This window comes from Catenuloplanes sp. NPDC051500, from assembly GCF_044454585.1.
Classification (GTDB): Bacteria; Actinomycetota; Actinomycetes; order Mycobacteriales; family Micromonosporaceae; genus Catenuloplanes.
Window position 1 is genome coordinate 39,985 of sequence record NZ_JBITDX010000003.1, and the last position, 20,908, is coordinate 60,892.

At 70.8% G+C, this 20,908-nt stretch carries 18 protein-coding genes and 1 tRNA gene; 10 read left to right on the plus strand and 9 right to left on the minus strand.

The window, feature by feature from the left end; all coding sequences use genetic code 11:
• Positions 1-31: 31 nt before the first annotated feature.
• Complete coding sequence (locus ACIA8K_RS06640) at positions 32-1,162, plus strand: hypothetical protein (RefSeq protein ID WP_396055731.1); 1,131 nt, start codon at positions 32-34, stop codon at positions 1,160-1,162.
• Positions 1,163-2,140: 978 nt separating this feature from the next.
• Here ACIA8K_RS06640 and ACIA8K_RS06645 read toward each other — a convergent pair.
• Positions 2,141-2,899, minus strand: coding sequence for a M23 family metallopeptidase (locus ACIA8K_RS06645; RefSeq protein ID WP_396055733.1), 759 nt, complete (start codon positions 2,897-2,899; stop codon positions 2,141-2,143).
• Positions 2,900-3,090: 191 nt separating this feature from the next.
• Here ACIA8K_RS06645 and ACIA8K_RS06650 point away from each other — a divergent pair, with 191 nt between their 5' ends.
• Positions 3,091-3,447: a hypothetical protein gene (locus tag ACIA8K_RS06650; protein WP_396056686.1), complete on the plus strand. Its 357-nt coding sequence runs from the start codon at positions 3,091-3,093 to the stop codon at positions 3,445-3,447.
• Between the two features lie 4 nt (positions 3,448-3,451).
• On the opposite strand, the gene ACIA8K_RS06655 is transcribed toward ACIA8K_RS06650, so the two are convergent.
• Complete coding sequence (locus ACIA8K_RS06655; RefSeq protein WP_396055735.1) at positions 3,452-3,889, minus strand: acyl-CoA thioesterase; 438 nt, start codon at positions 3,887-3,889, stop codon at positions 3,452-3,454.
• Entirely contained in the window at positions 3,886-4,524 is a 639-nt protein-coding gene (locus tag ACIA8K_RS06660; protein ID WP_396055737.1) for a TetR/AcrR family transcriptional regulator, read from the minus strand. The genes ACIA8K_RS06655 and ACIA8K_RS06660 overlap by 4 nt, the downstream gene beginning before the upstream one ends.
• Positions 4,525-4,660: 136 nt before the next feature.
• Between ACIA8K_RS06660 and ACIA8K_RS06665 the strand changes: the two genes are divergently transcribed.
• Together ACIA8K_RS06665 and tadA are read left to right on the plus strand one after the other, a co-directional pair.
• The gene (locus ACIA8K_RS06665) at positions 4,661-5,209 is read left to right on the plus strand and encodes a tRNA adenosine deaminase-associated protein (protein ID WP_396055739.1); all 549 of its coding nucleotides are present in this window, start codon (positions 4,661-4,663) and stop codon (positions 5,207-5,209) included.
• A 15-nt stretch (positions 5,210-5,224) separates the two neighbouring features.
• Positions 5,225-5,725 carry a tRNA adenosine(34) deaminase TadA gene (gene tadA, locus ACIA8K_RS06670; RefSeq protein WP_396055741.1) on the plus strand — a complete coding sequence of 167 codons (501 nt, stop codon included), beginning with the start codon at positions 5,225-5,227 and terminating at the stop codon, positions 5,723-5,725.
• Here the strand turns inward: tadA and deoD are convergent.
• On the minus strand, positions 5,715-6,425 hold the full coding sequence (deoD, locus tag ACIA8K_RS06675; protein ID WP_396055743.1) for a purine-nucleoside phosphorylase: 711 nt from the start codon (positions 6,423-6,425) through the stop codon (positions 5,715-5,717). The two genes, tadA and deoD, sit on opposite strands and share 11 nt — an antisense overlap.
• Before the next feature lie 90 nt (positions 6,426-6,515).
• Between deoD and ACIA8K_RS06680 the strand changes: the two genes are divergently transcribed.
• Both ACIA8K_RS06680 and ACIA8K_RS06685 read left to right on the plus strand, forming a co-directional pair.
• Positions 6,516-6,605: transfer RNA gene (locus ACIA8K_RS06680), tRNA-Ser, on the plus strand.
• A 451-nt stretch (positions 6,606-7,056) separates the two neighbouring features.
• Positions 7,057-7,401: an alpha/beta fold hydrolase gene (locus ACIA8K_RS06685; RefSeq protein WP_396055745.1), complete on the plus strand. Its 345-nt coding sequence runs from the start codon at positions 7,057-7,059 to the stop codon at positions 7,399-7,401.
• Here ACIA8K_RS06685 and ACIA8K_RS06690 read toward each other — a convergent pair.
• A complete protein-coding gene (locus ACIA8K_RS06690) occupies positions 7,375-8,151 on the minus strand; it encodes an NUDIX domain-containing protein (RefSeq protein ID WP_396055747.1) in 777 nt (258 codons plus the stop codon). The two genes, ACIA8K_RS06685 and ACIA8K_RS06690, sit on opposite strands and share 27 nt — an antisense overlap.
• Before the next feature lie 58 nt (positions 8,152-8,209).
• Complete coding sequence (locus tag ACIA8K_RS06695; protein WP_396055749.1) at positions 8,210-8,638, minus strand: VOC family protein; 429 nt, start codon at positions 8,636-8,638, stop codon at positions 8,210-8,212.
• Between the two features lie 186 nt (positions 8,639-8,824).
• On the opposite strand from ACIA8K_RS06695, the gene ACIA8K_RS06700 reads away from it, so the two are divergent.
• Together ACIA8K_RS06700 and ACIA8K_RS06705 are read left to right on the plus strand one after the other, a co-directional pair.
• Positions 8,825-10,171, plus strand: coding sequence for a sensor histidine kinase (locus tag ACIA8K_RS06700; protein WP_396055751.1), 1,347 nt, complete (start codon positions 8,825-8,827; stop codon positions 10,169-10,171).
• Positions 10,168-11,271, plus strand: a complete 1,104-nt coding sequence (locus ACIA8K_RS06705; RefSeq protein ID WP_396055753.1) for a hypothetical protein — start codon at positions 10,168-10,170, stop codon at positions 11,269-11,271. Before ACIA8K_RS06700 ends, ACIA8K_RS06705 begins: the two co-directional genes overlap by 4 nt.
• A gap of 212 nt (positions 11,272-11,483) precedes the next feature.
• Here the strand turns inward: ACIA8K_RS06705 and ACIA8K_RS06710 are convergent, their stop codons facing one another.
• Positions 11,484-15,413: a BTAD domain-containing putative transcriptional regulator gene (locus ACIA8K_RS06710; protein ID WP_396055755.1), complete on the minus strand. Its 3,930-nt coding sequence runs from the start codon at positions 15,411-15,413 to the stop codon at positions 11,484-11,486.
• 132 nt (positions 15,414-15,545) lie between these two features.
• Positions 15,546-16,409: a DUF1775 domain-containing protein gene (locus tag ACIA8K_RS06715; protein ID WP_396055757.1), complete on the minus strand. Its 864-nt coding sequence runs from the start codon at positions 16,407-16,409 to the stop codon at positions 15,546-15,548.
• 167 nt (positions 16,410-16,576) lie between these two features.
• Between ACIA8K_RS06715 and ACIA8K_RS06720 the strand changes: the two genes are divergently transcribed.
• Positions 16,577-17,695 carry a lytic polysaccharide monooxygenase gene (locus ACIA8K_RS06720; protein ID WP_396056688.1) on the plus strand — a complete coding sequence of 373 codons (1,119 nt, stop codon included), beginning with the start codon at positions 16,577-16,579 and terminating at the stop codon, positions 17,693-17,695.
• A gap of 82 nt (positions 17,696-17,777) precedes the next feature.
• Positions 17,778-18,938, plus strand: coding sequence for an Ig-like domain-containing protein (locus ACIA8K_RS06725; RefSeq protein ID WP_396055759.1), 1,161 nt, complete (start codon positions 17,778-17,780; stop codon positions 18,936-18,938).
• Positions 18,939-19,029: 91 nt separating this feature from the next.
• On the opposite strand, the gene leuA is transcribed toward ACIA8K_RS06725, so the two are convergent.
• Positions 19,030-20,763, minus strand: coding sequence for a 2-isopropylmalate synthase (gene leuA / locus ACIA8K_RS06730; RefSeq protein WP_396055761.1), 1,734 nt, complete (start codon positions 20,761-20,763; stop codon positions 19,030-19,032).
• Positions 20,764-20,908 lie beyond the last annotated feature (145 nt).

Consider the following 20,908-nt stretch of genomic DNA (forward strand, 5'->3'; position numbering starts at 1 on the left):
GTACCGTTATGAAATGATTTTTAGGAAATTGATGGGTCGAATCGCCGTGACGATGATCGCGGTCGGCGTCGTCGTGACCGGGACCGTCACACCCGTGCAGGCGATGGGGTCCACGCCGGACAACGCGCCCGGGTTCAACGGCTCGGTCTGGGCCACTGCCTACGCGGGCGACACGATCTACGTCGGCGGTGATTTCACGGCCGCGGTGGTGGACGGCAAACAGGTCAAGCGCAGCCGCCTCGCCGCGATCGACGCGAAGACCGGCCGGCTGCTCGACTGGGCGCCGGCCGCGGACGGCACCGTGCGCGCGATCGCCACCGGCGGCGGCGCGGTCTACGTCGGCGGCGCGTTCGGCATGATCGGCGCGACAAGGCGGGACAGCCTGGCGAAGCTGGACGGCGCCACCGGCACGGTGAGCGCGATGCTCAACCACACGATGACCGGACAGCCCTACGCGCTGCTGATCGAGGGCAACCGCCTCTACGCCGGCGGCAACCTCACCGAGGTCGACGGCGCCCCGCGCGGCATGCTCGCCGCGTTCAGCCTGGGCAGCGGCAAGCTCGACACCACCTGGCTGCCCCGGGCCGACGACCAGGTCCAGGCGCTCGCCGCCGCCGGAGGCCGGATCTACGTCGGCGGCAAATTCAAGAAGATCAACAACATCGGCGGCGCCCCACGGCTCGCGGCCGTCAGCCCGGTGTCCGGCGCACCCGACACCGGCTTCAAGACCAGCGCCACGGTCATCGTCTACGGCCTCGCCGTCAGCCCGACCGGCGTCTACGCCGCACACGGCGGCCAGGGCGGCAAGGTCATCGGCTACGGACTGGACGGCGCCACCCGCTGGACCATGACCATGGACGGCAATCCACAGGCCCTCGCCATGCTGTCCGGCACGCTCTACATCGGCGGCCATTTCGACAACATCTGCGCCACCGCAACCACAGGCAACCAGGGCAGTTGCGCCGACGGCCAGACCCCCCGCGTCAAACTGGCCGCCGCCGACCCCTCGAACGGCTCACTCGAACCCTGGACCGCCGACGGCAACGGCGTACTCGGCGTCCTGGCGATGGCCGCAAGCCCCGCCCTGGGCAAGGTCGCCGCCGGCGGCGCATTCACCACAATCAACGGCAGCCCCCGAAAGCGTTTCGCCCAATGGGGTTGATCATCGGTCCCTCCGATCCGGCCGCGCCGGCGCGGATCGAAACGCCCACCCCAAAACCAAAGATCAAGACCACAGAAGCTCCTCTCCTGCCTCCGCGCTGGTCCAGACCCGCATGCTCCCGCGGCCTCATATCCGTGGCCGGTCACCAAAACCCACATGCGACCGCCAACCGCCCGGCGTGCTGCGCCGTCTGGCGTGCTGCGCTGTCTGGCGTGCTGCGCTGTCTGGCGTGCTGCGCTGTCTGGCGTGCTGCGCCGTCTGGCGTGCTGCGCCGCCCGGTGTGCTGCGCCGTCTGGCGTGCCGCAGCGTCGCTCAGACCGCAGCGTCGCTCTGACCGCAGCGTCGCTCTGACCGCAGTGCCGCTCTGACCGCAGTGCCGCTCTGACCGCAGCGGTAGGCGGGTTATCGGCGTCGGGCGGGCCGCGGCGGGTAAGCAGAGCAAACGCTGCCGGGAGCGCGTCGGAGAAGCCGGAGAGGTTGATCTTGCACGTAGTGTGGCCACGGCGGGACCGGCTCCGAGCGACGTGCGGAGCGCTAGCGGAGCCCGACGCGAGGTTTGCCCGCGGGAGCATGCGGGCCGGACCACCGCGGGAGCGGGAAGATCGGGGTCTTGGGTCGTTTTCAGGTTGGCTCGGACATCTGCGGGAGCATCCGTGGGCGCCGGAGCCTGACGCGAAATCTGCCCACGGAAGCGACGCTGCTGCCCACTCGGTGATCGAGTGGCGAGAGATCACCGCGCTGGTGATGCGCATGCCCTGCCCTGCCCGGGGATCGGTCCGGCGGACGTCCGGCGGACGTCCGGCGGTCAGCGCCGACGCCTTGTCCGATATATCGGCATAAGCGATCCGACGGGAACCGCCCCCGTGTGGCCCCTCGAGACCAACGACGGTAAACGATCTGTGAGTGCCGCGAAAGATAGGTCAACCAGCGAAGTTGACCTATCTTTCGCGGCACTCGGCGGTCGTCTGTGTGGGGGGCTCAGTAGGGGGCTTTGGGGCAGCCGCTGTTTTGGGAGAGGTAGTCGGCGGCGGCGGCCTTGGGGGAGTTGGAGCCCTGTTTGCGCCAGGAGTCGAGGTAGGGGGCCGGCCAGATGGCACCGCGGCGGATCCACCAGTCGCCGATCTGGGAGCAGGCCGGGGAAATGCCGAAGTGGAGGTGGCAGACGTTGTTGGCGTTGCCGGTCTTGCCGACGTTGCCGAGGCGCTGACCTGCGCGTACGCGGACGCCGGGCTCGATGCCGGCGTCGACGACGGACATGTGGGAGCCGTAGTAGCGCACGCCGTCGTCGCCGACCAGGGAGACGAACAGGCCGCCGTTGAGCGGGCCGTCCGGCTTGCCCTTGACGAACGTGTCCTTGCGGCTGATCTCGATGACCGTGCCGTCGGTGACGGCCAGGACCGGGTTTCCACAGTTCGCGAAGATGTCGGTGGCGGGGTTGGTGGCGTGCGTCGGGTGGTACGAGACCGGGCTGCCGGGCACCGGGAACACGTAGGTGTAGTTCGCGGCCTTCGACGGCGTGGGCGACGCGCTCGCGGAGGATGACGGGGACGGCGAGGCTGAGGCGGCCGGCGTGGGGGACGACGAGGTGGGCGGCGGCGGCACCGCGACCGGGGCGGACGACGAACCCGCCTGCCACTGCGGCGCGGACGGCTCCGGACCGGTGGCGCAACCGCCGGCCACCAGCGCGGCCGTCAGTGTCATCGCGAACCCGGCCATTGATGAGGTGCCCCGTTGCATTCGGCCATCTTGGCAGATGGATGCCACGGGCGCGCTCCTGCCGTCTTCCCGGCGTTAGGCTCGGAGGAAGGCAACCGCGAGCGATCCAGGAGCGTGGCTACGTGGCGCAACAGCCCGGTTACGGCAATCCGGCCTTCGTGGCGCCGCCGCCGTTCGAGCCGAGCGATGACCGCTTCGCCGGGCCGCCCGCGATGGTGGCGGCCCGGGAGGCGTACCGGTTCGGTCAGATGCCGCAACCGTCGTCGATACCGCTCCGGCCGACCTACCGGGAGCCGCATCCGGTTCGCGCGCTGCCGTTGCTGGCCGGGCTGAGTGGCGCCGTGCTCTGGATGGCGGTCCTGCCGCTGCTTGGCACGAGCCTCGCCGGGTACGTGTGGTGGACGCTGATCGCGGGCGGCGTGGCCTGGCTGGCCGCGGCCGTGCTCGCCAGAGCGGGAGACCGGGGGGCAGCGGCCGGCATCTCGATCAGTGTGGGCGTGGCCTGGGCGATCGCGGCCTACGCGGTCGCGGTGCGGTGGGCCGAGACTGCGAACTGGCCGCTCTGGTAGGGATTCACTTCAACAGCTCCTTGACGACGGTACGGGCATCGTCCGACCACGGGGCCGGGCGCATGGTGGCCGGGTCGAGCCGGACGTTCACCCGGCGGCCCTCCGCGTGCACGACCGTGCCGTCCTCGGAGAGGAAGCGGAACCGGTAGTCCGCGCTTGTCGTGCCGATCTTCTCCAGCCAGAGGTGCACGGCTGCCCGGCCGGTCCCGGCGATCGGCGCGTGGAACGTGATCGAGTACTCGCGTATCACGTTGAACGCATCAGGCCGGGTGGGGCGCCCGCCGGCGTAGGACCAGCCGCGCTCTCCCCACCAGGCGAGCAGGGCGCGTTCGAAGAGCACCCCGTACCGCGCGTTGTGCAGGATGCCCTGCGCGTCCAGGTCGTCGAAGTGGATCGTGACGGGGATGGTCACGCCGTAGCCGGGCTCGGTGACTGTGGTCATGAGGGCTCCTTGATCAGGTCGGGGTCGGTGCTGAGGGCGCGGAGGCGGTCGCGCATGGACCGCAGCGCGTGGTCGTAGACGGAGGCGGCGTGGATCAGCCGGGACTGCATGACCGCGGCCAGCCCGAGCGCCTCCGACTCGTAGGCGAGCAGCGCGGGGTCGGTGTCCGGCCGCAGCTCGCCGACCTCGATCGCCTCGCGTGCCAGCCGCTCGATCAACGCCAGCCAGTCGGTGAGGATCTCGGCGAACCGGTCCCGGATCGGGCCCGGCCGCGCGTTGAACTCGAACTCTGCGGTGGCGAAGAAGCAGCCGCCGGGGAGCACCGCGCCCGCGTAGAACGCGATGCGCCGCTGGTGCAGCGCCCAGAGCCGGCGTACGCCGCGCGGCTCGCGAAGCGCCGGGCTGATCACCTGCTCAAGCCACTGCTCGCGGGCGCGCTCGATCGTGGCGAGCTGCAGCTCCTCCTTGCTGCGCCAGTGCGCGAAGAGCGCGGACTTGCTGATCTGCAGCGCCTCCGCCACCTGGCCGAGTGACAGGCCGTCCAGGCCGTCCTTCGTCGCAAGCACCACCGCGGTGTCGAGCACCGCGGCCCGGGTGCGATCGCCTCGGGCAAGGCGTCCGTCGCGCGTGGTCATGGCTAGGACGGTACTAAAAGAACGACCGGTCGTAAAGATTTTCCGCCGGCTCTGCCATCGTGCCGGAATGCCCTATAAGCAACGCTTGCACCGACTAGCGTCCTGCGTATCGACGGCTGGTCTTCGGGGGGTCCCAATGTCGTACTTCGCTGCCGCCCTGGTTCGGGGCCCGAGTGGTTGGTCCGCACAAGACCTCGCCCTTAACGGCGCCGCGGACACCGAGGACATCGCCGACCGGCTGCGGGACGTCGACCACGACGCCGACCTCAGCCTGCTCTTCGTCGAGTCCGACGATTCGTACCTGGTGATCATGCGACTCGACGAGGGCGAGGACCCACGCGTCTTCGGCTCCGACTCGATCTTCGCCGAGGAGTCGCGCCTCGGAGCCCTGCTGCTCAGCGACATCGAGATGCCCGCGATCGAGATCCACAACGAGATCGAGGAAGTCACCGAGGGCGTGGAGGAGGGTTCGGCAGCGCACAAGACCTCGCCGGACGAACCCGAGATCGACCCGGTGGGCGACGCTGACCTGCTGGCCGACCTCGGAATCTCGTCACACGACCTGCTGCTGCTGTGCGGTCGCGGCGGCGTACACCCGTCAGACGTCACGCACGAGCTCTGCGAGCAGATCATCGGCAGCGCGGAGGCCGTGGACGAACTGCGTGAACTCGCACTGCGGCACTGAGCGTTTAATTGGCGGGTGGAGACGCGGCGGGAGCGGCACGAGCGGTGGATGCGGCGGGCGCTCGCGGTGGCCACCACGGCCGGCGACGACGTACCCGTGGGGGCCGTGATCTTCGGTCCGGACGGCGCGGAGCTGGCGCTTGGCCGCAACGAACGCGAGCTGACCGGAGACCCGACCGCACACGCTGAAGTGCTGGCACTGCGCCGGGCCGCCGCGGTCGTCGGCGAATGGCGGCTGAGCGGCTGCACGCTTGTGGTGACGCTGGAACCGTGCACGATGTGTGCCGGGGCGCTTGTGCTGGCACGGGTGGAGACTGTGGTGTTCGGCGCGTGGGAGCCGAAGACCGGTGCGGTCGGGTCACTGTGGGACGTGGTCCGCGACCGGCGCCTCAACCACCGCCCTGAGGTGTACGGCGGGGTGCTCGAGCCGGAGTGCGCCGCGCTGCTGCACGACTTCTTCGGCGGAGACTCCGGGGACGGGCCTTCGCACCCGCCCCCGGCCCTGGTCAGGCCGTGATGGCCGTGTCCAGGGCGATCTCGATCATCGTCGAGAACGTCTGCTCGCGCTCCTGGGACGTGGTCTTCTCACCGCGCTTGATGTGGTCGCTGACGGTCAGCAGCGTCAGCGCCTTCGCCCGGTAACGGGCCGCCGTGGTGAACAGCGCTGCCGACTCCATCTCCACCGCGAGCACGCCGTAGTCGGCCAGGCGGTCGTAGATGTCCATCCGGTCCGTGTAGAACAGGTCCGCGGCCAGGATCGGGCCGACCCGCACCGGGATCTGCCGCTCCTCAGCCGTGGCGACCGCGGTCCGCAACAGCCCGAAGTCCGCCACCGGCGCGTAGTCGATGATGCCGTCGAAGCGCTGCCGGTTCATGCTCGAATCCGTCGACGCGCCGTTGACCGCGATCACGTCCCGCAGATTGAGGTCGTCGACGATCGCACCACACGTGCCGACCCGGATCAGCGTCTTCACGCCGTACTCGTTGATCAGCTCATGGGCGTAGATCGTCGCCGACGGCATCCCCATGCCGGACCCCTGAACCGACACCTCGACCCCACGGTACGTGCCGGTGAACCCCAGCATCGCCCGCACGGTCGAGTAGCACGTCGCATCCTCCAGGAACGTCTCCGCGATCCACTTGGCCCGCAGCGGATCCCCCGGCATCAGGACCCTCGGGGCGATCTCGCCCGGCTTAGCGCCGATGTGCACACTCATGCCGCCGATCATGCCAGGCCCTGAGCAGGCGCGTTCCCGGAAGCATCCCCCGTGCACAGCGGGGTCAGGGCGTCCGGTAACGTACGTACCGGTGGTGTGTCCGAGCGGCCTAAGGAGCACGCCTCGAAAGCGTGTGAGGGTGCAAGCCCTCCAAGGGTTCAAATCCCTTCACCACCGCCATCTAGCAGGGCAAACGCCCGGCAGCTGCGAGAGCAGCGGCCGGGTGTTTCTCGTTTGAAGATCGCTAGTCTCACTTGTTGTCTCAGTTCGCCGGCGGACCGCGGCGCGCCGAACAGCGAGAGCGGCCAGCGCCCAACCATCGTGGGCTGAGACGCTGACCGCGCGTCGTCGGGGCGGAAAAGCGAGCCGGTTGGTTGTCTTTGGCGCGCCCTCGTCCAGGTCGCTATCCGACCAGCGCAGTCCGAGCGCCTCGCTTTGCCGGGGACCGAGCGCCAAGGCGATTGCCCACCGTGCGCTGTTTCGTCACTCGCTGGCGACGGCAAGAAAGCTTCCGAACCTCCGCGACGGTGTACGGCTCGATCTCTTCGTCTGTGAGCTTCGGTGGCTTGGCGAGCGCTGCCGAATCGCGGGCAAGGTGACCTCGACGCACGAGGAGAGGACTCGGCGGATGATGTCTCTCGGAATTGACCGGCCGACCGCTGAGCAGCTCGCCGCCGCACAGGACGCCGACATGGGCCGCGCGCTGCTGACTTTGTACCGTTCCGCGAAGCAGCCGGTGCTGGCCGATCTCGGCCGTGCACTGCCGAGCGCGGCGGCCCGTCCCGGGCTCGCCCTGGTGGCGAGTGAGGACCACCACGTGGGCACAGTGGATCAGCGCCGGCGAGCGGCAGGGCTGGCGGGCGCACACGTCGAGATCCTCGAAGGTGCCGGGCACTGGTGGATGACGCAGGACCCGGCAGGAGCCGCCGCCGTTCTCGCGACGTTCTGGTCATCCGTCCCGGCGCCGCTGTCCTGAGCGTAGAAGAGCGTCGAGGTGCTCCTGCACCGGTTGATACAGGGGGTAGGGCACGTGTTCGGTGAGGGTGGCGCGGTCGCACCAGGCCACCTCGGCCAGTTCGTCCTCATCCGCGACGTGCGCGGTTCCGCTGATCAACGCGCACGCCACGTAGTGCATGAGCCGGCCGGTGCTGGGGTGGATGCGCTCGCCGAGCAGCAGCGTCGGGCGTACCGTCAGACCGGTCTCCTCTGTCGTTTCGCGGGCCGCGGCCAGCTCGGCGGTCTCGCCCGGCTCGATCTTGCCCGCCGGGAATTGCCAGGAGAGCGGCCCTTCCGCGACCCGTCGGCGGACCAGTAGTACCCGGCCGCCAGCGACGATGACGGCGGCGGCGACGGCGAGGCGTTCGGACCGGGTCGTTGCTTCGGTGACCGTCAGCTTCGTGCCGGCCGGGTAGGTTTCGATCTGGCCGGAAACGCGGGTCACGCTGACGGCGGCACCTGAGGTGATGCTGTCGCCGGGGCCGAGGTCCACCGATGGGGGCGTTTCAGATACGAATGTGCCGTGCCCATGGCGGACCTCGATAAGGCCTTCCTGCCGTAGGACGGCGAGCGCACGCCGGATGGTTTCCCGTGCCAGGCCGAATTCGTCATGGAGGTCCTTCTCGGACGAGACCCGTTGACCGGTGTGCAGCTCACCGCTCCGAATGCGATCACGCAGGACGGCGGCGAGCTGCCGGTAGGCGGCACCTTCGCGGTCGGGGGCGATCACACGGTCACGGTAGGAGCCCGGGTAGAGGCGTTGAGACGCGTACTCGTCTAGACCTATCTCATGAGCGGTGGTGGCAGACCGCCTCAAGGTTGATGCCGTGTGGGTCCAGGACGAAGGCGCCGAAATAGTCCGCGTGGTACTCCGGGTGGATCGCGGGGGCCTGTAGCGTGCCGGCGCCGGCGTTGAGCGCGGCCTGGTAGAAGACGGTCACGTCGTCCCTGGTGGGGACCGTGAAGGCGATGTGCATGTTGGTGCCGACTGTGCCGCCGTCGATGAGCCAGAAGTAGGGCTTGACCTCGGCCAGGCCGAAGCCGGTCATGGCCGTGGGCTGGTTCGGGGTGGCGTTCGGCGGGATCTCAAGCATCTTGGTGATGCCGATGGTGGCCAGGACGGGCTCGTAGAAGGCTACGGCGGCGGCGAGATCGGGCACGGAGATGTTCAGGTGGTCGATTCTGGAGCCGGCGCGGTCGAGTGGACGTGACGTCATGGGTGCCACGCTGCCAGCGGTAGCGGACACCCGATGTCCGCTATCCGGACCGTCGCGGCACTGTTCCGACCGGACCGTGACCGATTGGGCCGGACTGGCAGACCGGGGGATGACGCGGCCGGGCGGAGCGTGGAAAGGTGGGTTGCGAAAGAGCCGAACCCGATGAAGAAGGCGCTTAACTTGCCGATGGCATGGCGATCCGAACGGCTCCAGGCGATCCCTTCCACGTCCGCCGACCTGTCCACGTCAACTGACCGCACCACGGCCGCGGGCTCCACTACGACCGCGGGCTCCACCACGGCTGCGGGCTCCACCACTGTCGCGGCCACGACCGCCCTGGTCGAGCGACCGGGGCAACCCGCGCGACCCGGGCACGTGGCGCCCTACCCGCCACCGGCGCAGACCGGGGAAGGCCGCGTCGACCGCCCGGCCGAGCAGGCGCTGCTGCGACACAGCACCCGATCGGGCGTGCTCATGCGCGGCTTCGTCGGTTTCGTCGCGACGATCGCCGGCGTGATGACCGCGCCGGAGGCGAGCGTGCTCGTCGTCGGCGTGATCGCGGCGAACCTGATCTGGTCCGTCGCGTTCGTGGCGATCGCGCGGGTGCGGGGTCTGATGTGGTGGCTGGCGCTCGGTGACGTCGCGATCGTGTCGGGGCTGTGTCTGCTCCAGCAGTCCGTGGTGGTGCCGGCGGCACTGCCGGGCGCGGCCAGCTGGATCGGCAGCCTTGTGACGATGACGTTGCTGGTCGCGGGCCTGGGACTGCCGGCGCGCTGGGCGGTTCCGGCGTCGCTGGTGTTGATCGTCTCCAACTTCGTGGGGATTAGGCCGGCGGACGACGGCGTGATCGCGGCGCTGATCCACGTCATCCAGCTGATCGCCATCACGGTGCTGATGCGGTTGTTGCGGCGGTCCGCCGGGTTCGCGGACGACGCGCTCGCGGCCGTGCTGCGGGACCAGCGCGCCGAGCTGATCGAGCGGGCCCGCCGGGCGGACGACCGGGAGCAGCGCCGGGACCTGCACGACACCGTGCTGTCGACGTTGACCGTTGTCGGGACGGACGGCATCCACGGCCCGTCCGAGCAGCTGCGGCGGCGAGCGGCGGCGGACATCGGGGTGCTCGACCGGATCGCGGACCCGGCCGCGCCCGTGCCGGACCTACCCTCGCGGGATCTCGATGAGCGGATGCGGGAGATCGCCCTGCAGCCGGACATGGATGTGGCGCTCGCGCTGACGCCTGTCGAGGTGCCGGCGCCGGTGGTGGAGGCGATCGCCGGCGCCACGGCCGAGGCGGTCAGCAACGTCCGCCGACATGCCGGCACCAGCCGGGTGCGGATCAGCCTGACCAGCGAGAACGGGGCTGTTCAGGTGGAGATCCGGGACCGGGGACGAGGGTTCGACCCATACAGCACACCCTTTCACCGGTACGGCGTGCGTGAGGCGATCATCGGGCGGATGCTGACTGTCGGCGGCACCGCGGACATCGACTCCGGCCCCGGCGGCACCACTGTCACGCTGCGGTGGTGGCCGTGATCGAGTCTACAGCGGTCCTGGTCGCGCGCCGATACGTGCGCGGCATGGCGATCGCCGCACTTGTCATCCCGATCTGCTGGCACCTGCTCTACGACGGCACGATGACGCTGCTCGGCTGGTCCGTCTACCGCTGGCCGTGGGTGGTCGCGGCGTGCTGGGCCGGCTACCTCGTGATCGGCGTGATCGGCGCGTTCAACCTGTTCGAGCGGGCGCGTCCCAGGCTGTTCTGGCCGCTGACCGTCGCCTCGCTGGCGCTTGTCGCGATCGTGCTGGCCGCCTGCCCGCCGGTGGAGATCCTCCGCTCGTTCGACTGGGCGTGGGGCTCGATCGGCTGGCTCGGCGTGATCGTCTGCTGGCGTCGCCCGATCAGCCACCTGGCGGCGATTCTGCTGGCCAACAGCGTGATCGTCACGGTCGGGCTGGTGCTCGCCGACCAGCTCGACCGGGTCACGCTGGCGCGGTTCGGCACGGTGGTGATCAGTAGTTGTGCGTTGCAGCTCGGCTTCTCCTTCACGGCCGGAAGTGTCCGGGCGATCGCCGCGTCCGCAACCGAGAGCGCGTTGGCCCAGGCGGCCGTCGCGGACCGGCGCGCGGTGGCGGAGGCGGTGCACCAGGCCCGGGTCGCGCGGTACGTGAACATCCGCGACGACATCCGGCACCTGCTGATCGAGCTGGCCGACGGCGCCGACCCGGCCGATCCACTGGTGCAGCAACGATGCCGGGCCGGCGCGGCCCGGTTACGCCGCCTGCTCTCCGAGACCGACGACGTGCCCGACCCGCTGCTGCACGGCCTGCGCGCCGGCGCGGACGTCGCGGAACGCCGCGGCGTCGAGGTCTCGCTGGTCCGCGTCGGCATCCTCCCCGACCTCACCGTGGAGACCTGCCGCGCGCTCTCCGAGGCCCCGATCGAGGCGCTCAGCAACGCCGCCACCTGGGCCCGCGTCACAGTGGTCGGCTCCGGCGAGGAAGTCGTGGTCAGCGTGATCGGCGACATGCCGGAGGCACCCATCGCCCCTCGCGAGGGCGTGGAGATCACGGCCCACACGGAGGGAGAACGTTGCTGGGTCGAGGCCCGCTGGTCGCTCGCCCAGGCTGCCTAGTCGACCGGCTTCGACCGGCTTCGACCGCCGGCCCGTCAACTGTCGCGCGGCGCCGCAACGGAAATCCGGATGACGCTCAGACGGAGATCCGGCGGCGCTCAGACGGAAATCCGGATGACGCTCAGACGGAGATCCGGCGGCGCTCAGACGGAAATCCGGCCGACGCTCAGACGGAAATCCGGCCGACGCTCAGACGGAAATCCGGATGACGCTCAGACGGAAATCCGGCCGAAGCTCAGGACGCCGCTGCCGCCTCCGGCCAACTCGCCCGCGGCCGGTCGTAGCAGCTCCAGCGCCCGGGCAGAGATCGCGTCCTCGCCCAACTCCGCCGCCGCGCGCGCCACCAGCCACCACCGCGCCTCCATCAGGAGATCTCGCGGCGACTCCGGGACCTCCCGCAACGCGGCCCGCGCCGCCGCCCGCCGCCCGGCCGCGATCAGCCGCAACGGGCGGATCCACGGCTCGTACGGACCGGACTGCGACAACGGGGCATCCCGCCCGAGCGAGAACAGTGCCAGCGGCAACAGCCCGTCCTCCATGCCCGGCATCCCTCGCCTGGCCATCCGCGCCGCCGCCGCCCGATATGCCGTTTCCGCCGCCGCATCGTCGCCGTGCAACGCGTGCCGCAGGCCCGCGTACCAGCCGGTGAAGATCTCCACCATGGGCAGCTCGTACCGCGCGGCCAGCCGATCCACGTCCGCCGCATGCCGGTCCGCCGCGTCCGTGTCCCCACGCGCGCACGATGCCTGCAGCAGCACCAGATGCCCCAGCACCTCATACGTCACAAGTCGATGGCGGGCGGCCAGCTCCACCAGCTCCGCCCCGATCGCGGCCCGCTCCGCAGACAGCCCGGCCCGCCCGAAGCAATGCAGGAACCGCGCATTCAACGCGAACGCCAACAACACCGGCTCCCCGGACGCGCGCGCCAACCGCTCCGCCTCGCGCGCCGCCACCTCGCCCCGGTCGTCCGCCCGGCCACGCAGCTCCAACGCCATCGTGCTCAACAACCTGCTGCGCAGGCCAACCCGGCCTTCGGCCGACAATCCAGCAAATCCCGCCACGGTACGCCCGCACTCTTCCCCGGCGCCGGCGAGCACGCCACGGCCCGCACCGTCACCATCGGCCGTTCCCGCCTCGTCCCGCTCCCACGCGGCGAGCACTTTCTCCGCCGCCGCCACGATCCGCGCCGACAGCTCCTCATCATCGTTGCGCGGCCACACCGCCGGCACGTCGAACGAGGTCAGCGCGACCGCGACCGCCTCCGCACCACCCATCGCCTCCGCCGCCTCGATCGCCTCCGACCGATGCCGCCGCGCCTCGTCCAGCCGCCCGACCACCGCAAGCGCCCGCCCGAGCCCCATCACGGCCGCCAGCCGCTCCTCCACCTGCTCGGCGGCGTGCCGGTCGCGTGCGGGCCGTTCCGCTGTGGTCCGCCCGGCAGCCGCCCGATCGTGGGCGTCCACCGCAAGCCGCCACATCCGGGCCGCCTCGTGTGAATTGCCGCGGCGCTCCGCCTGCTCCGCCGCGACCCGCGCATGCCGGGCGGCCCGCGGTGCGTGGTCCGTCCCGGCCAGCGCGAAGTGGTGGGCCAGCGTCGCCGCGTCATCAGGCCGCAGCCGCTCCATGGCCAGCCCGGCCGTCGCGTGCCAGCGGTTCCGGCGCAGCGCCGACAGGTCGCCGTAGACGGTGTCCCGGACCAGGATGTGCGTGAACCGCAGCCGCCCATGATCCTCGGCAAGCAGCCCCGCGCCCACGGCCAGCTCCACCGCGTCCAGCAGCGCGTCGTCGTCCAGCCCGGCCAGCGCCGCGAGCACGTCCGGGTCGAGGTCGCGGCCGAGCACAGCGGCCCGCTGAAGGAGTGTCTGAGCCGGCGCCGGAAGCCGGGTCAGTCGATGCCGGATCACGTCCCGCACCCCGGCCGGAACGCTCTCCAGCGCGCCCGGCCCTTCCGCGGCAAGCACCCGGGCCAGTTCCCGGACGAAGAACGGATTTCCGCCGGTACGCCGATGCAGCCGCGCGACCACGTCCGGCGCGAGCCGATGCCCGGCGACCACGGCGGCCAGGTCCCCGGTCTCGGCCGCGGGCAGTCCACCCAGACGGATGCGGACCGGCTCGGCCCGGGCGAACCGCGCCAGCGCCGCCCCCAGCTCCGGCGTGATCTCCGTGGCCCGGTAGGTCCCGACGATCAGCACCGGCCCGTCGACAGTGTCCGGCCCGGTGAGCAGCCCGGCGAGCAGGTCGAGCGTGCCCTCATCGGCCCAGTGCAGATCGTCAAGCACGATCAACGCCGGTGCGGCCCGCGCAACGCTCCCGACCAGCGCCGATGCCGCCCGCCGCAGCCGGAACCGGGCCGCCGCGGGGTCCGCATCATGACGCTCGGACTCCGGGCCGTGACGCTCCGGGCCCGCCTGATCGGAGTCGGCGCCCGGCACGCGGCGCGGCGCCAGGTCACCGAACGCCGCTGAGTCGCCGCCAACTGCGGTGGGGAGTCCAGCCACGGTGGGGAGTCCGGCTGCGGTGGGGAGTCCGGCTGCGGTGGGGAGTCCGGCTGCGGTGGGGAGTCCGCCTGCGGTGGGGAGTCCGCCTGCGGCGGGGAGTCCGCCTGCGGTGGGGAGTCCGCCTGCGGCGGGGAGTCCGCCTGCGGCGGGGAGTCCGCCTGCGGCGGGGAGTCCAGCCACGGTGGGGAGTCCAGTGGCGGTGGGGGGTCTGGCTGCGGCGGGGAGTCCAGCTCCGGCGGGGAGTCCGCCTGCGGTGGAGAGTCCGGCTGCGGCGGGGAGTCCGGCTGCGGTGGGGAGCGAGGAGGAGAGCGCGTCGGTGATCTGGAGCCAGGGCCAGGCGACCGGGGCGCCCTCGTATTCGGGGCACCGACCCCAGGCCGTGGTCCACCCTGATTCGGCGAGTACCCCGGCCAGCGCCTCCGCCAGCGCGGTCTTGCCCGCTCCGGCATCGCCCGAGATCAGCGCCAGCACCGGCCGCCGCAGCGCGACCGCCACCTGCGCGGCGTCCGTGAGTCGTCGGCGCTCCTCGTCACGCCCCACGAGCGATGCCTGCCCGGTGAGCGGCTCCTGGCCGGCATCCGCGAGTTGCTGAGGTGCCGCGTCCTGGCCGATGAGCAGCCCTTGACCGGTCGCCGAGAGCCGCTGGTGCCCCTCGAACGGCCCCGGGCCGGTGAGCAGCCCTTGTCCAGTCGCCGAGAGCCGCTGGTGCCCCTCGAACGGCCCCGGGCCGGTGAGCGAGCCCCGGCCGGTGAGCGAGCCCTGGCCTGCCCCCGGTTCCCCGGCGGCGGACGCATCCGGCGCGGAGCGTGCCGGATCGGGAGGTGCTGACGGTGACCGGGCCGGCCGTGAATTGCTCGCCGGGGCCGTCGGGGACGGGGGTCGTACCAACAAAGGATCTTGGTGTAGGTGAGGGGCCTGGGAGAGGATGTCGGACTCGAGGGCGCGCAGGCCTGGGCCGGGATCGACGCCGAGCTGGTCGGCGAGGAGGGTGCGGGCGCGGCGGAGCGCGGCGAGCGCGTCGCCCTGGCGGCCGGCGCGGTAGAGGGCGGTGGCCAGGAGGTGCCAGGCGGCCTCGCGGAGCGGGTGGTCGGTGACGTGCGACTGCAGCGGGGGTACGGCGTCGGCTGGGCGATGCAGGTCGAGCAGGGCTTGGGCGCGGCGTTCGACGGCGAGCGCGCGCAGTTCGTCCAGGCGGTCGATCTCGGCGCGGGCCCAGGGTTCGGCGGTGAACTCCGCGTAGGCGGGGCCGCGCCACAGTGCCAGCGCGTCGTCGAGGCGGGTCAGCGCGTCCGCGGGGGCCGGCGGGGTGAGCAGCACCGCGTCGGCGAAGCGGCGGGAGTCCAGGTGTTGCGCGTGCAGCGCGTAGCCGGGCGGCGCGGTGACCAGCAGGGTCGAGGGCTGCCGGGGCGGACGGCCGGGCTCCAGCGCGCGGCGCAGGTCGGCCACGAATGTGCGGATCGAGGCGACGGCGCGGTCCGGGGGTGTGTCCGGCCAGAGGTCGTCGACGAGCGTGTCGACGCCGACGACGTGACCGTTCGCGACAAGCAGCCGGGCCAGGACCGCGCGCTGCCGGTTGCCGCGCAGCGGGACGGGGTGCTCGCGGCCGGCCGTGAGCGGGCCGAGCACGCCGAACTGAACCGTCACGTGCCCAATCTACTTTTCGGCCGCTGATCTGCTGCCGACGGTGGAGATCGAGGAGCTGCTGACCAGGTAAAAAGTGAGTGGCCGCCCTCCGCCCCGATGCGGAGAGCGGCCACTACGGCCCTGTCGAACCGATCAGGACGTCGTGCCGGCGGCGGCCCGGACCTTGGGGGCGTCGTCGGCGTCTTCAGGATCGTCGCCGCGGTAGCGCCAGACCGAGTCGGGCTCGTCGGACTTCTGCGGCGCCGGTGTGGCCACCACCGGAGCAGCCGGAGTCGCCGGCTTCCGGCGGGACGCGGCCAGCCAGGCGATCACGCCGCCGCCGAGCAGTCCGGCGACCAGCCCGCCGATTCCCAGCCAGAGCCCGGTGTTTGAGCTGTCGTCCGTCACGTTCGCGACCGGCTGCGTGTCAGTCGCGGTCCCACCGTGGTGGCCGCCGCCGTTCTGATCGCTGATCGTGTCCGGGATGAGCCGCAGCACTGCCGCGCTGTGCGGGGCGGACGCGCCGGGCGCGGGCACCACGTCGTTCACCACTGAGGTGCCGTCGTCGTACTTCTCGGTGACCGCGAAGACCACCTGGTCCGCGACCGGCAGTGGCCCCAGCGTGATCAGAAGCTCGGCGGACTGGCCGGGCTTGACGCCCTTGCCGGGCATCGCGATCCAGGTGATGTCAGTGACGGCCTCGGTGACCTTGCTGCTGTGCACGCCCTGCAGCGGCTCGGCCAGCTGCTTCCAGTTGATCCGGGGTGCCCAGTCGTCGACCGACAGCGGGTACGTCTCCGCGATCGGCATCGAGTCCGGCATGGTCAGGACGACCTCGTTGAGTGTGGCTCCCGGGCTGCCGTTCGTGACCGTGAAGGTCAGCCGGGGAGCGCCGCCCTGGACGCTCACGTCCGGGTCGACCGTCACGTCCGCCGACGCGGGCGTGGGGAGGGTGAGCGCGCCCGCCGCGAAGGCGAGGGCCGCGCCTGCCAGGGACCTACCGAGCGAGCACCTCATGACGGGTAGTTCGGATGGCGACCCCTGTTTGGTTCAATGGGCCAACAAGATTGATGATTGCCGATCGGACGGCCTAGACTGGGGTCCGGTGCCGCGGGGGCTGACGCGACACCGAGCCGGAGCTGCGCTTCCTCACTTTTCGTGTCAGACACACCGTGAGAGGAAGCATTGTGAATCTTCGACGCAGGGTGGGCGCATATCTCGCCGCCTCCATGCTGGCCGTCGGGCTGGTAACAGTCATCGCCCCGCCCGCCGCCGAGGCGCACGGCGCGATGATGACGCCCGGTTCGCGCACCTATCTGTGCTGGCAGGACGGGCTTGACTCGACCGGCCAGATCATTCCGCAGAACCCCGGGTGCAAGGCCGCCACAAACATCAGCGGTACGAACGTGCTCTACAACTGGTTCTCCGTGCTGCGCTCCGACGGGGCCGGCCGGATGGAGGGCTTCATCCCGGACGGCCAGCTCTGTTCCGGCGGCAACACCAACTTCACCGGCTTCAACGTGGCCGGCGACTGGCCGCTGACGCACCTGACCTCCGGCGCCGCGTGGAACTGGAAGTACAGCAACTGGGCGGCCCACCCGGGCACGTTCAGCCTGTACATCACGAACGACGGCTGGAACTCGAATGCGCCGCTGACCTGGGGTGCGCTGGCCGACACGCCGTTCCTCCAGGTGACGAACCCGCCGCAGAACGGCGCGGTCGGCACGAACGACGGCCACTACTACTGGTCGGGCAACCTGCCGTCCGGGAAGAGCGGCCGCCACATCATCTACTCGGTGTGGTCGCGGTCGGACAGCCAGGAGACGTTCTACGGCTGCTCGGACGTGGTGTTCGACGGTGGGAACGGGCAGGTCACCGGCCTGAAGGGCGGCACCACCACGCCGTCCCCGACGCCGACGACGCCGGCACCGACCACTCCGGCTCCGACGACGCCCGCCCCGACCACTCCGGCTCCGACAACGCCCGCTCCGACCACGCCGGCGCCCGGCGGTGGCTGCATGGCCGTGTACAGCGTGGTCAGCACGTGGAACGGCGGCCTGCAGGGTCAGGTCGAGATCATGAACCACAACAGGGCGACGTCCGGCGGCTGGACCGCGTCGCTGACGCTGCCGAGCACGTACACGATCAGCAGCGTGTGGAACGGCACACTCAGCGGTAGCGGCACCTCGATCCAGGTCAAGAACGTGAACTGGAACGGGGCGATAGCCCCGGAGGGCAGCACCACGTTCGGCTTCATCGCGAACGGCACCGGCTTGCCACAGGTGTCCTGCACGTTGAGCTGACGAGGGCGGCGGGGCTCGGTGAGCCCCGCCGTTGTCCGCCGATCGGGTGGCGAGATCCGGACATCGGTCGCAGGATGGGTGAATGCGACTGGTTACCCGAGCACTGAGCCTGGCCCTGGTCCCGGCGTTGGCCCTCGGGCTCGCGGCCTGCGGCGACGACGAGAACGGCGCCCCGGAGGCCGGCGCGAGCACCCCGGCGGCCGCGCCGCTTGCGGTCACCCCGGCGGACAAGCAGGCCGCGGTGCCGGTGTCCGCGGAGATCGGCGCCGACGAGAAACTCACCCAGGTGACGCTCACCGACGCGCAGGGCGCGGCGGTCGAGGGCGAGCTGCGCGAGGACGGGAGCAGCTGGGTCCCGGCCGATCCGCTCAGCTACGACACCACGTACACGGTGAACGCGACCGCGGGGGAGCGGACGGCCACCACCACGTTCAGCACGATGTCCCGGCCGGAGAACCGGATGGACGCGCAGATCTTCATGTCCGAGGGCAGGACCTACGGGCAGGCGATGCCGGTCGTGGTGGAGTTCGGGCAGGGTGGCGTGGCCGAGGCGGACCGGGCCGCGGTGGAGAAGCGGCTGTTCGTGAAGAGCGACCCGCCGCAGCCCGGCGTCTGGCACTGGGACAGCGCCATCCAGGTCGAGTACCGGCCGCAGGCGTACTGGCAGCCGGGCACGAAGCTGACCGTCCGGCTCGGGCTCGGCGGGCTGCCGGTCGGCCAGGACCGGTACGGCAAGGTCGACGTCGACCTGACCGCCTCGATCGACACCAAGCGCCGCGAGATCACTGTCGACAACGCGACCAAGAAGCTGATCGCCACCGAGGACGGCAAGGAGGTTAAGTCGCTGCCGGTGAGCCTCGGCAAGACTGATGCGCCGTCGTACTCCGGGACCATGGTGATCGTCGAGCGGCTGGACAAGACCACGTTCGACTCCTCCACGTACGGCGTGCCCGCCTCCTCCGCGGACGGCTACCGCACGGACGTGCAGTTCGCCGAGCGCCTCACCTGGAGCGGCCAGTTCATCCACGCGGCGCCGTGGTCCGACGCGGACCAGGGCCGGCGCAACGTCTCGCACGGCTGCGTGAACGTCTCCAACGACGGCGGCAAGTGGGTCTTCGAGTGGACCCGGGTCGGTGACCCTGTGGTGATCAAGGGGACCGAGCAGAAGCTGCCCACCGGCGACGGCTGGACCGCGTGGAACCTGTCCTGGGAGGACTTCCAGGCGGGCAGCGCACTGCGGTAGCCGGCACGCCGCTCCCGCGACGGCGGCGGGCGGCGGTGACGACTGAGCGAGGCCCGGGACTCACCCGCCCCGGGCCTCGCTCAGTCAAACGTCAGCGTGCCCGGTTGACCGCGCTGGTCACGGCCTGGATGGAGGCGGTGACGATGTTCGCGTCCAGGCCGACGCCCCAGTAGGTGACGTCGTTGATCTCGCACTCCACGTAGGCGGCTGCCTGCGCGTTCTCGCCCGCGGTCAGCGCGTGCTCCGCGTAGTCCAGCACCCGGACCCGGATGCCCAGCGCGTGCAGCGCCTGCACGTACGCGTCGATCGGCCCGTTGCCGACCGCCGCCAGCGGACGCCGGTTGCCCTGGTAGTGGACCTCCGCCTCGATCTCCACCTTGCCGTCGACGCTGCCGGTGGAGTACCGCTCCAGCGCCAGGCGCGGCGTCACCTGGTGGTCGACCAGGTAGGACGTCGCGAAGATCTCGTACATGCGCTGCGGGTCGACCTCGCCGCCCTCGCCGTCCGTGACCGACTGCACCACGCCGGAGAACTCGATCTGCAGACGTCGCGGCAGGTCGAACTTGTGCTCCTCCTTCATGATGTACGCCACGCCACCCTTGCCGGACTGCGAGTTGACCCGGATGACCGCCTCGTAGGACCGGCCCACGTCCTTCGGGTCGATCGGCAGGTAGGGGACGGCCCACTCGACGTCGTCGATCTCTTGAGAAGCCGCGGTCGCGTCCGCTGCCAGCGCGTCGAAGCCCTTCTTGATCGCGTCCTGGTGCGAGCCGGAGAACGCGGTGTAGACCAGGTCGCCCGCGTACGGGTGGCGCTCGTGCACCGGCAGCTGGTTGCAGTACTCGACGGTCCGCTTGACCTCGTCGATCCGGGAGAAGTCGATCTGCGGGTCGATGCCCTGGGAGAACAGGTTCAGCCCCAGCGTGACCAGGTCGACGTTGCCGGTCCGCTCGCCGTTGCCGAACAGGCAGCCCTCGATCCGGTCCGCGCCGGCCAGCAGGCCCAGCTCGGCCGCCGCGACGGCGGTGCCCCGGTCGTTGTGCGGGTGCAGCGACAGCACGACGGAGTCACGGCGCGGCAGGTTCCGGTGCATCCACTCAATCGAGTCGGCGTAGACGTTCGGCGTGGCCATCTCGACCGTGGCCGGCAGGTTGATGATCAGCTTCCGGTCCGGCGTCGGGTCGATCACGTCGATCACGGCGGAGCAGACCTCGAGCGCGTACTCCAGCTCGGTGCCCGTGTAGGACTCCGGCGAGTACTCGTAGTAGATCTCGGTGTCCGGCGTGTGGATCTCCGCGTACTTCTGGCAGAGCCGCGCACCGCTTGTCGCGATGTCGGTGATGCCGTCCTTGTCCAGGCCGAACACCACGCGCCGCTGCAGCGCGGACGTCGAGTTGTAGAAGTGGACGATCGCCCGCTTCGCGCCGCGCAGCGACTCGTAGGTGCGCTCGATCAGGTGCTCCCGGCACTGGGTCAGCACCTGGATCGTCACGTCGTCCGGGATCAGGTCCTGCTCGATCAGCTGCCTGACGAAGTCGAAGTCGGTCTGCGACGCGGCCGGGAAGCCGACCTCGATCTCCTTGTAGCCCATCTGCACCAGCAGCTGGAACATCCGGCGCTTGCGCTCCGGCGACATCGGGTCGATCAGTGCCTGGTTGCCGTCCCGCAGGTCGACCGCGGACCAGCGCGGCGCGGTCTCGACCCGCCGGGCCGGCCACTGCCGGTCCGGCAGGTCGATCGGGAACTGCTCGTGGAACGGCTTGTACCGGCCGAACGGCATGGTGCTGGGCTGCTGCGTGGCGATCGGATCGCTGTGCGTGCTCATGGTTGTCTCAAGGCTCCCGTCAGAGGCTTCGCGCGAAATTTGATCTAGGCGGGCGGCGGCATCTTCGACAGAGATTCGGATGCCGGGGCCGACTGGCGGGCGCTCAACGGGCGCGCGCTAGATCACCGCGACGAGGAGCCGGCCT

What these genes read in the sequence shown, in the direction of transcription:
- ACIA8K_RS06640 (WP_396055731.1), top strand. Translation starts at nt 32, where the DNA reads ATGGGTCGAATCGCCGTGACGATGATCGCGGTCGGCGTCGTCGTGACC.
- ACIA8K_RS06645 (WP_396055733.1), bottom strand. Translation starts at nt 2,899, where the DNA reads ATGCAACGGGGCACCTCATCAATGGCCGGGTTCGCGATGACACTGACG.
- ACIA8K_RS06650 (WP_396056686.1), top strand. Translation starts at nt 3,091, where the DNA reads ATGGTGGCGGCCCGGGAGGCGTACCGGTTCGGTCAGATGCCGCAACCG.
- ACIA8K_RS06655 (WP_396055735.1), bottom strand. Translation starts at nt 3,889, where the DNA reads ATGACCACAGTCACCGAGCCCGGCTACGGCGTGACCATCCCCGTCACG.
- ACIA8K_RS06660 (WP_396055737.1), bottom strand. Translation starts at nt 4,524, where the DNA reads ATGACCACGCGCGACGGACGCCTTGCCCGAGGCGATCGCACCCGGGCC.
- ACIA8K_RS06665 (WP_396055739.1), top strand. Translation starts at nt 4,661, where the DNA reads ATGTCGTACTTCGCTGCCGCCCTGGTTCGGGGCCCGAGTGGTTGGTCC.
- deoD (WP_396055743.1), bottom strand. Translation starts at nt 6,425, where the DNA reads ATGAGTGTGCACATCGGCGCTAAGCCGGGCGAGATCGCCCCGAGGGTC.
- ACIA8K_RS06685 (WP_396055745.1), top strand. Translation starts at nt 7,057, where the DNA reads ATGTCTCTCGGAATTGACCGGCCGACCGCTGAGCAGCTCGCCGCCGCA.
- ACIA8K_RS06695 (WP_396055749.1), bottom strand. Translation starts at nt 8,638, where the DNA reads ATGACGTCACGTCCACTCGACCGCGCCGGCTCCAGAATCGACCACCTG.
- ACIA8K_RS06700 (WP_396055751.1), top strand. Translation starts at nt 8,825, where the DNA reads ATGGCATGGCGATCCGAACGGCTCCAGGCGATCCCTTCCACGTCCGCC.
- ACIA8K_RS06715 (WP_396055757.1), bottom strand. Translation starts at nt 16,409, where the DNA reads ATGAGGTGCTCGCTCGGTAGGTCCCTGGCAGGCGCGGCCCTCGCCTTC.
- ACIA8K_RS06725 (WP_396055759.1), top strand. Translation starts at nt 17,778, where the DNA reads ATGCGACTGGTTACCCGAGCACTGAGCCTGGCCCTGGTCCCGGCGTTG.
- leuA (WP_396055761.1), bottom strand. Translation starts at nt 20,763, where the DNA reads ATGAGCACGCACAGCGATCCGATCGCCACGCAGCAGCCCAGCACCATG.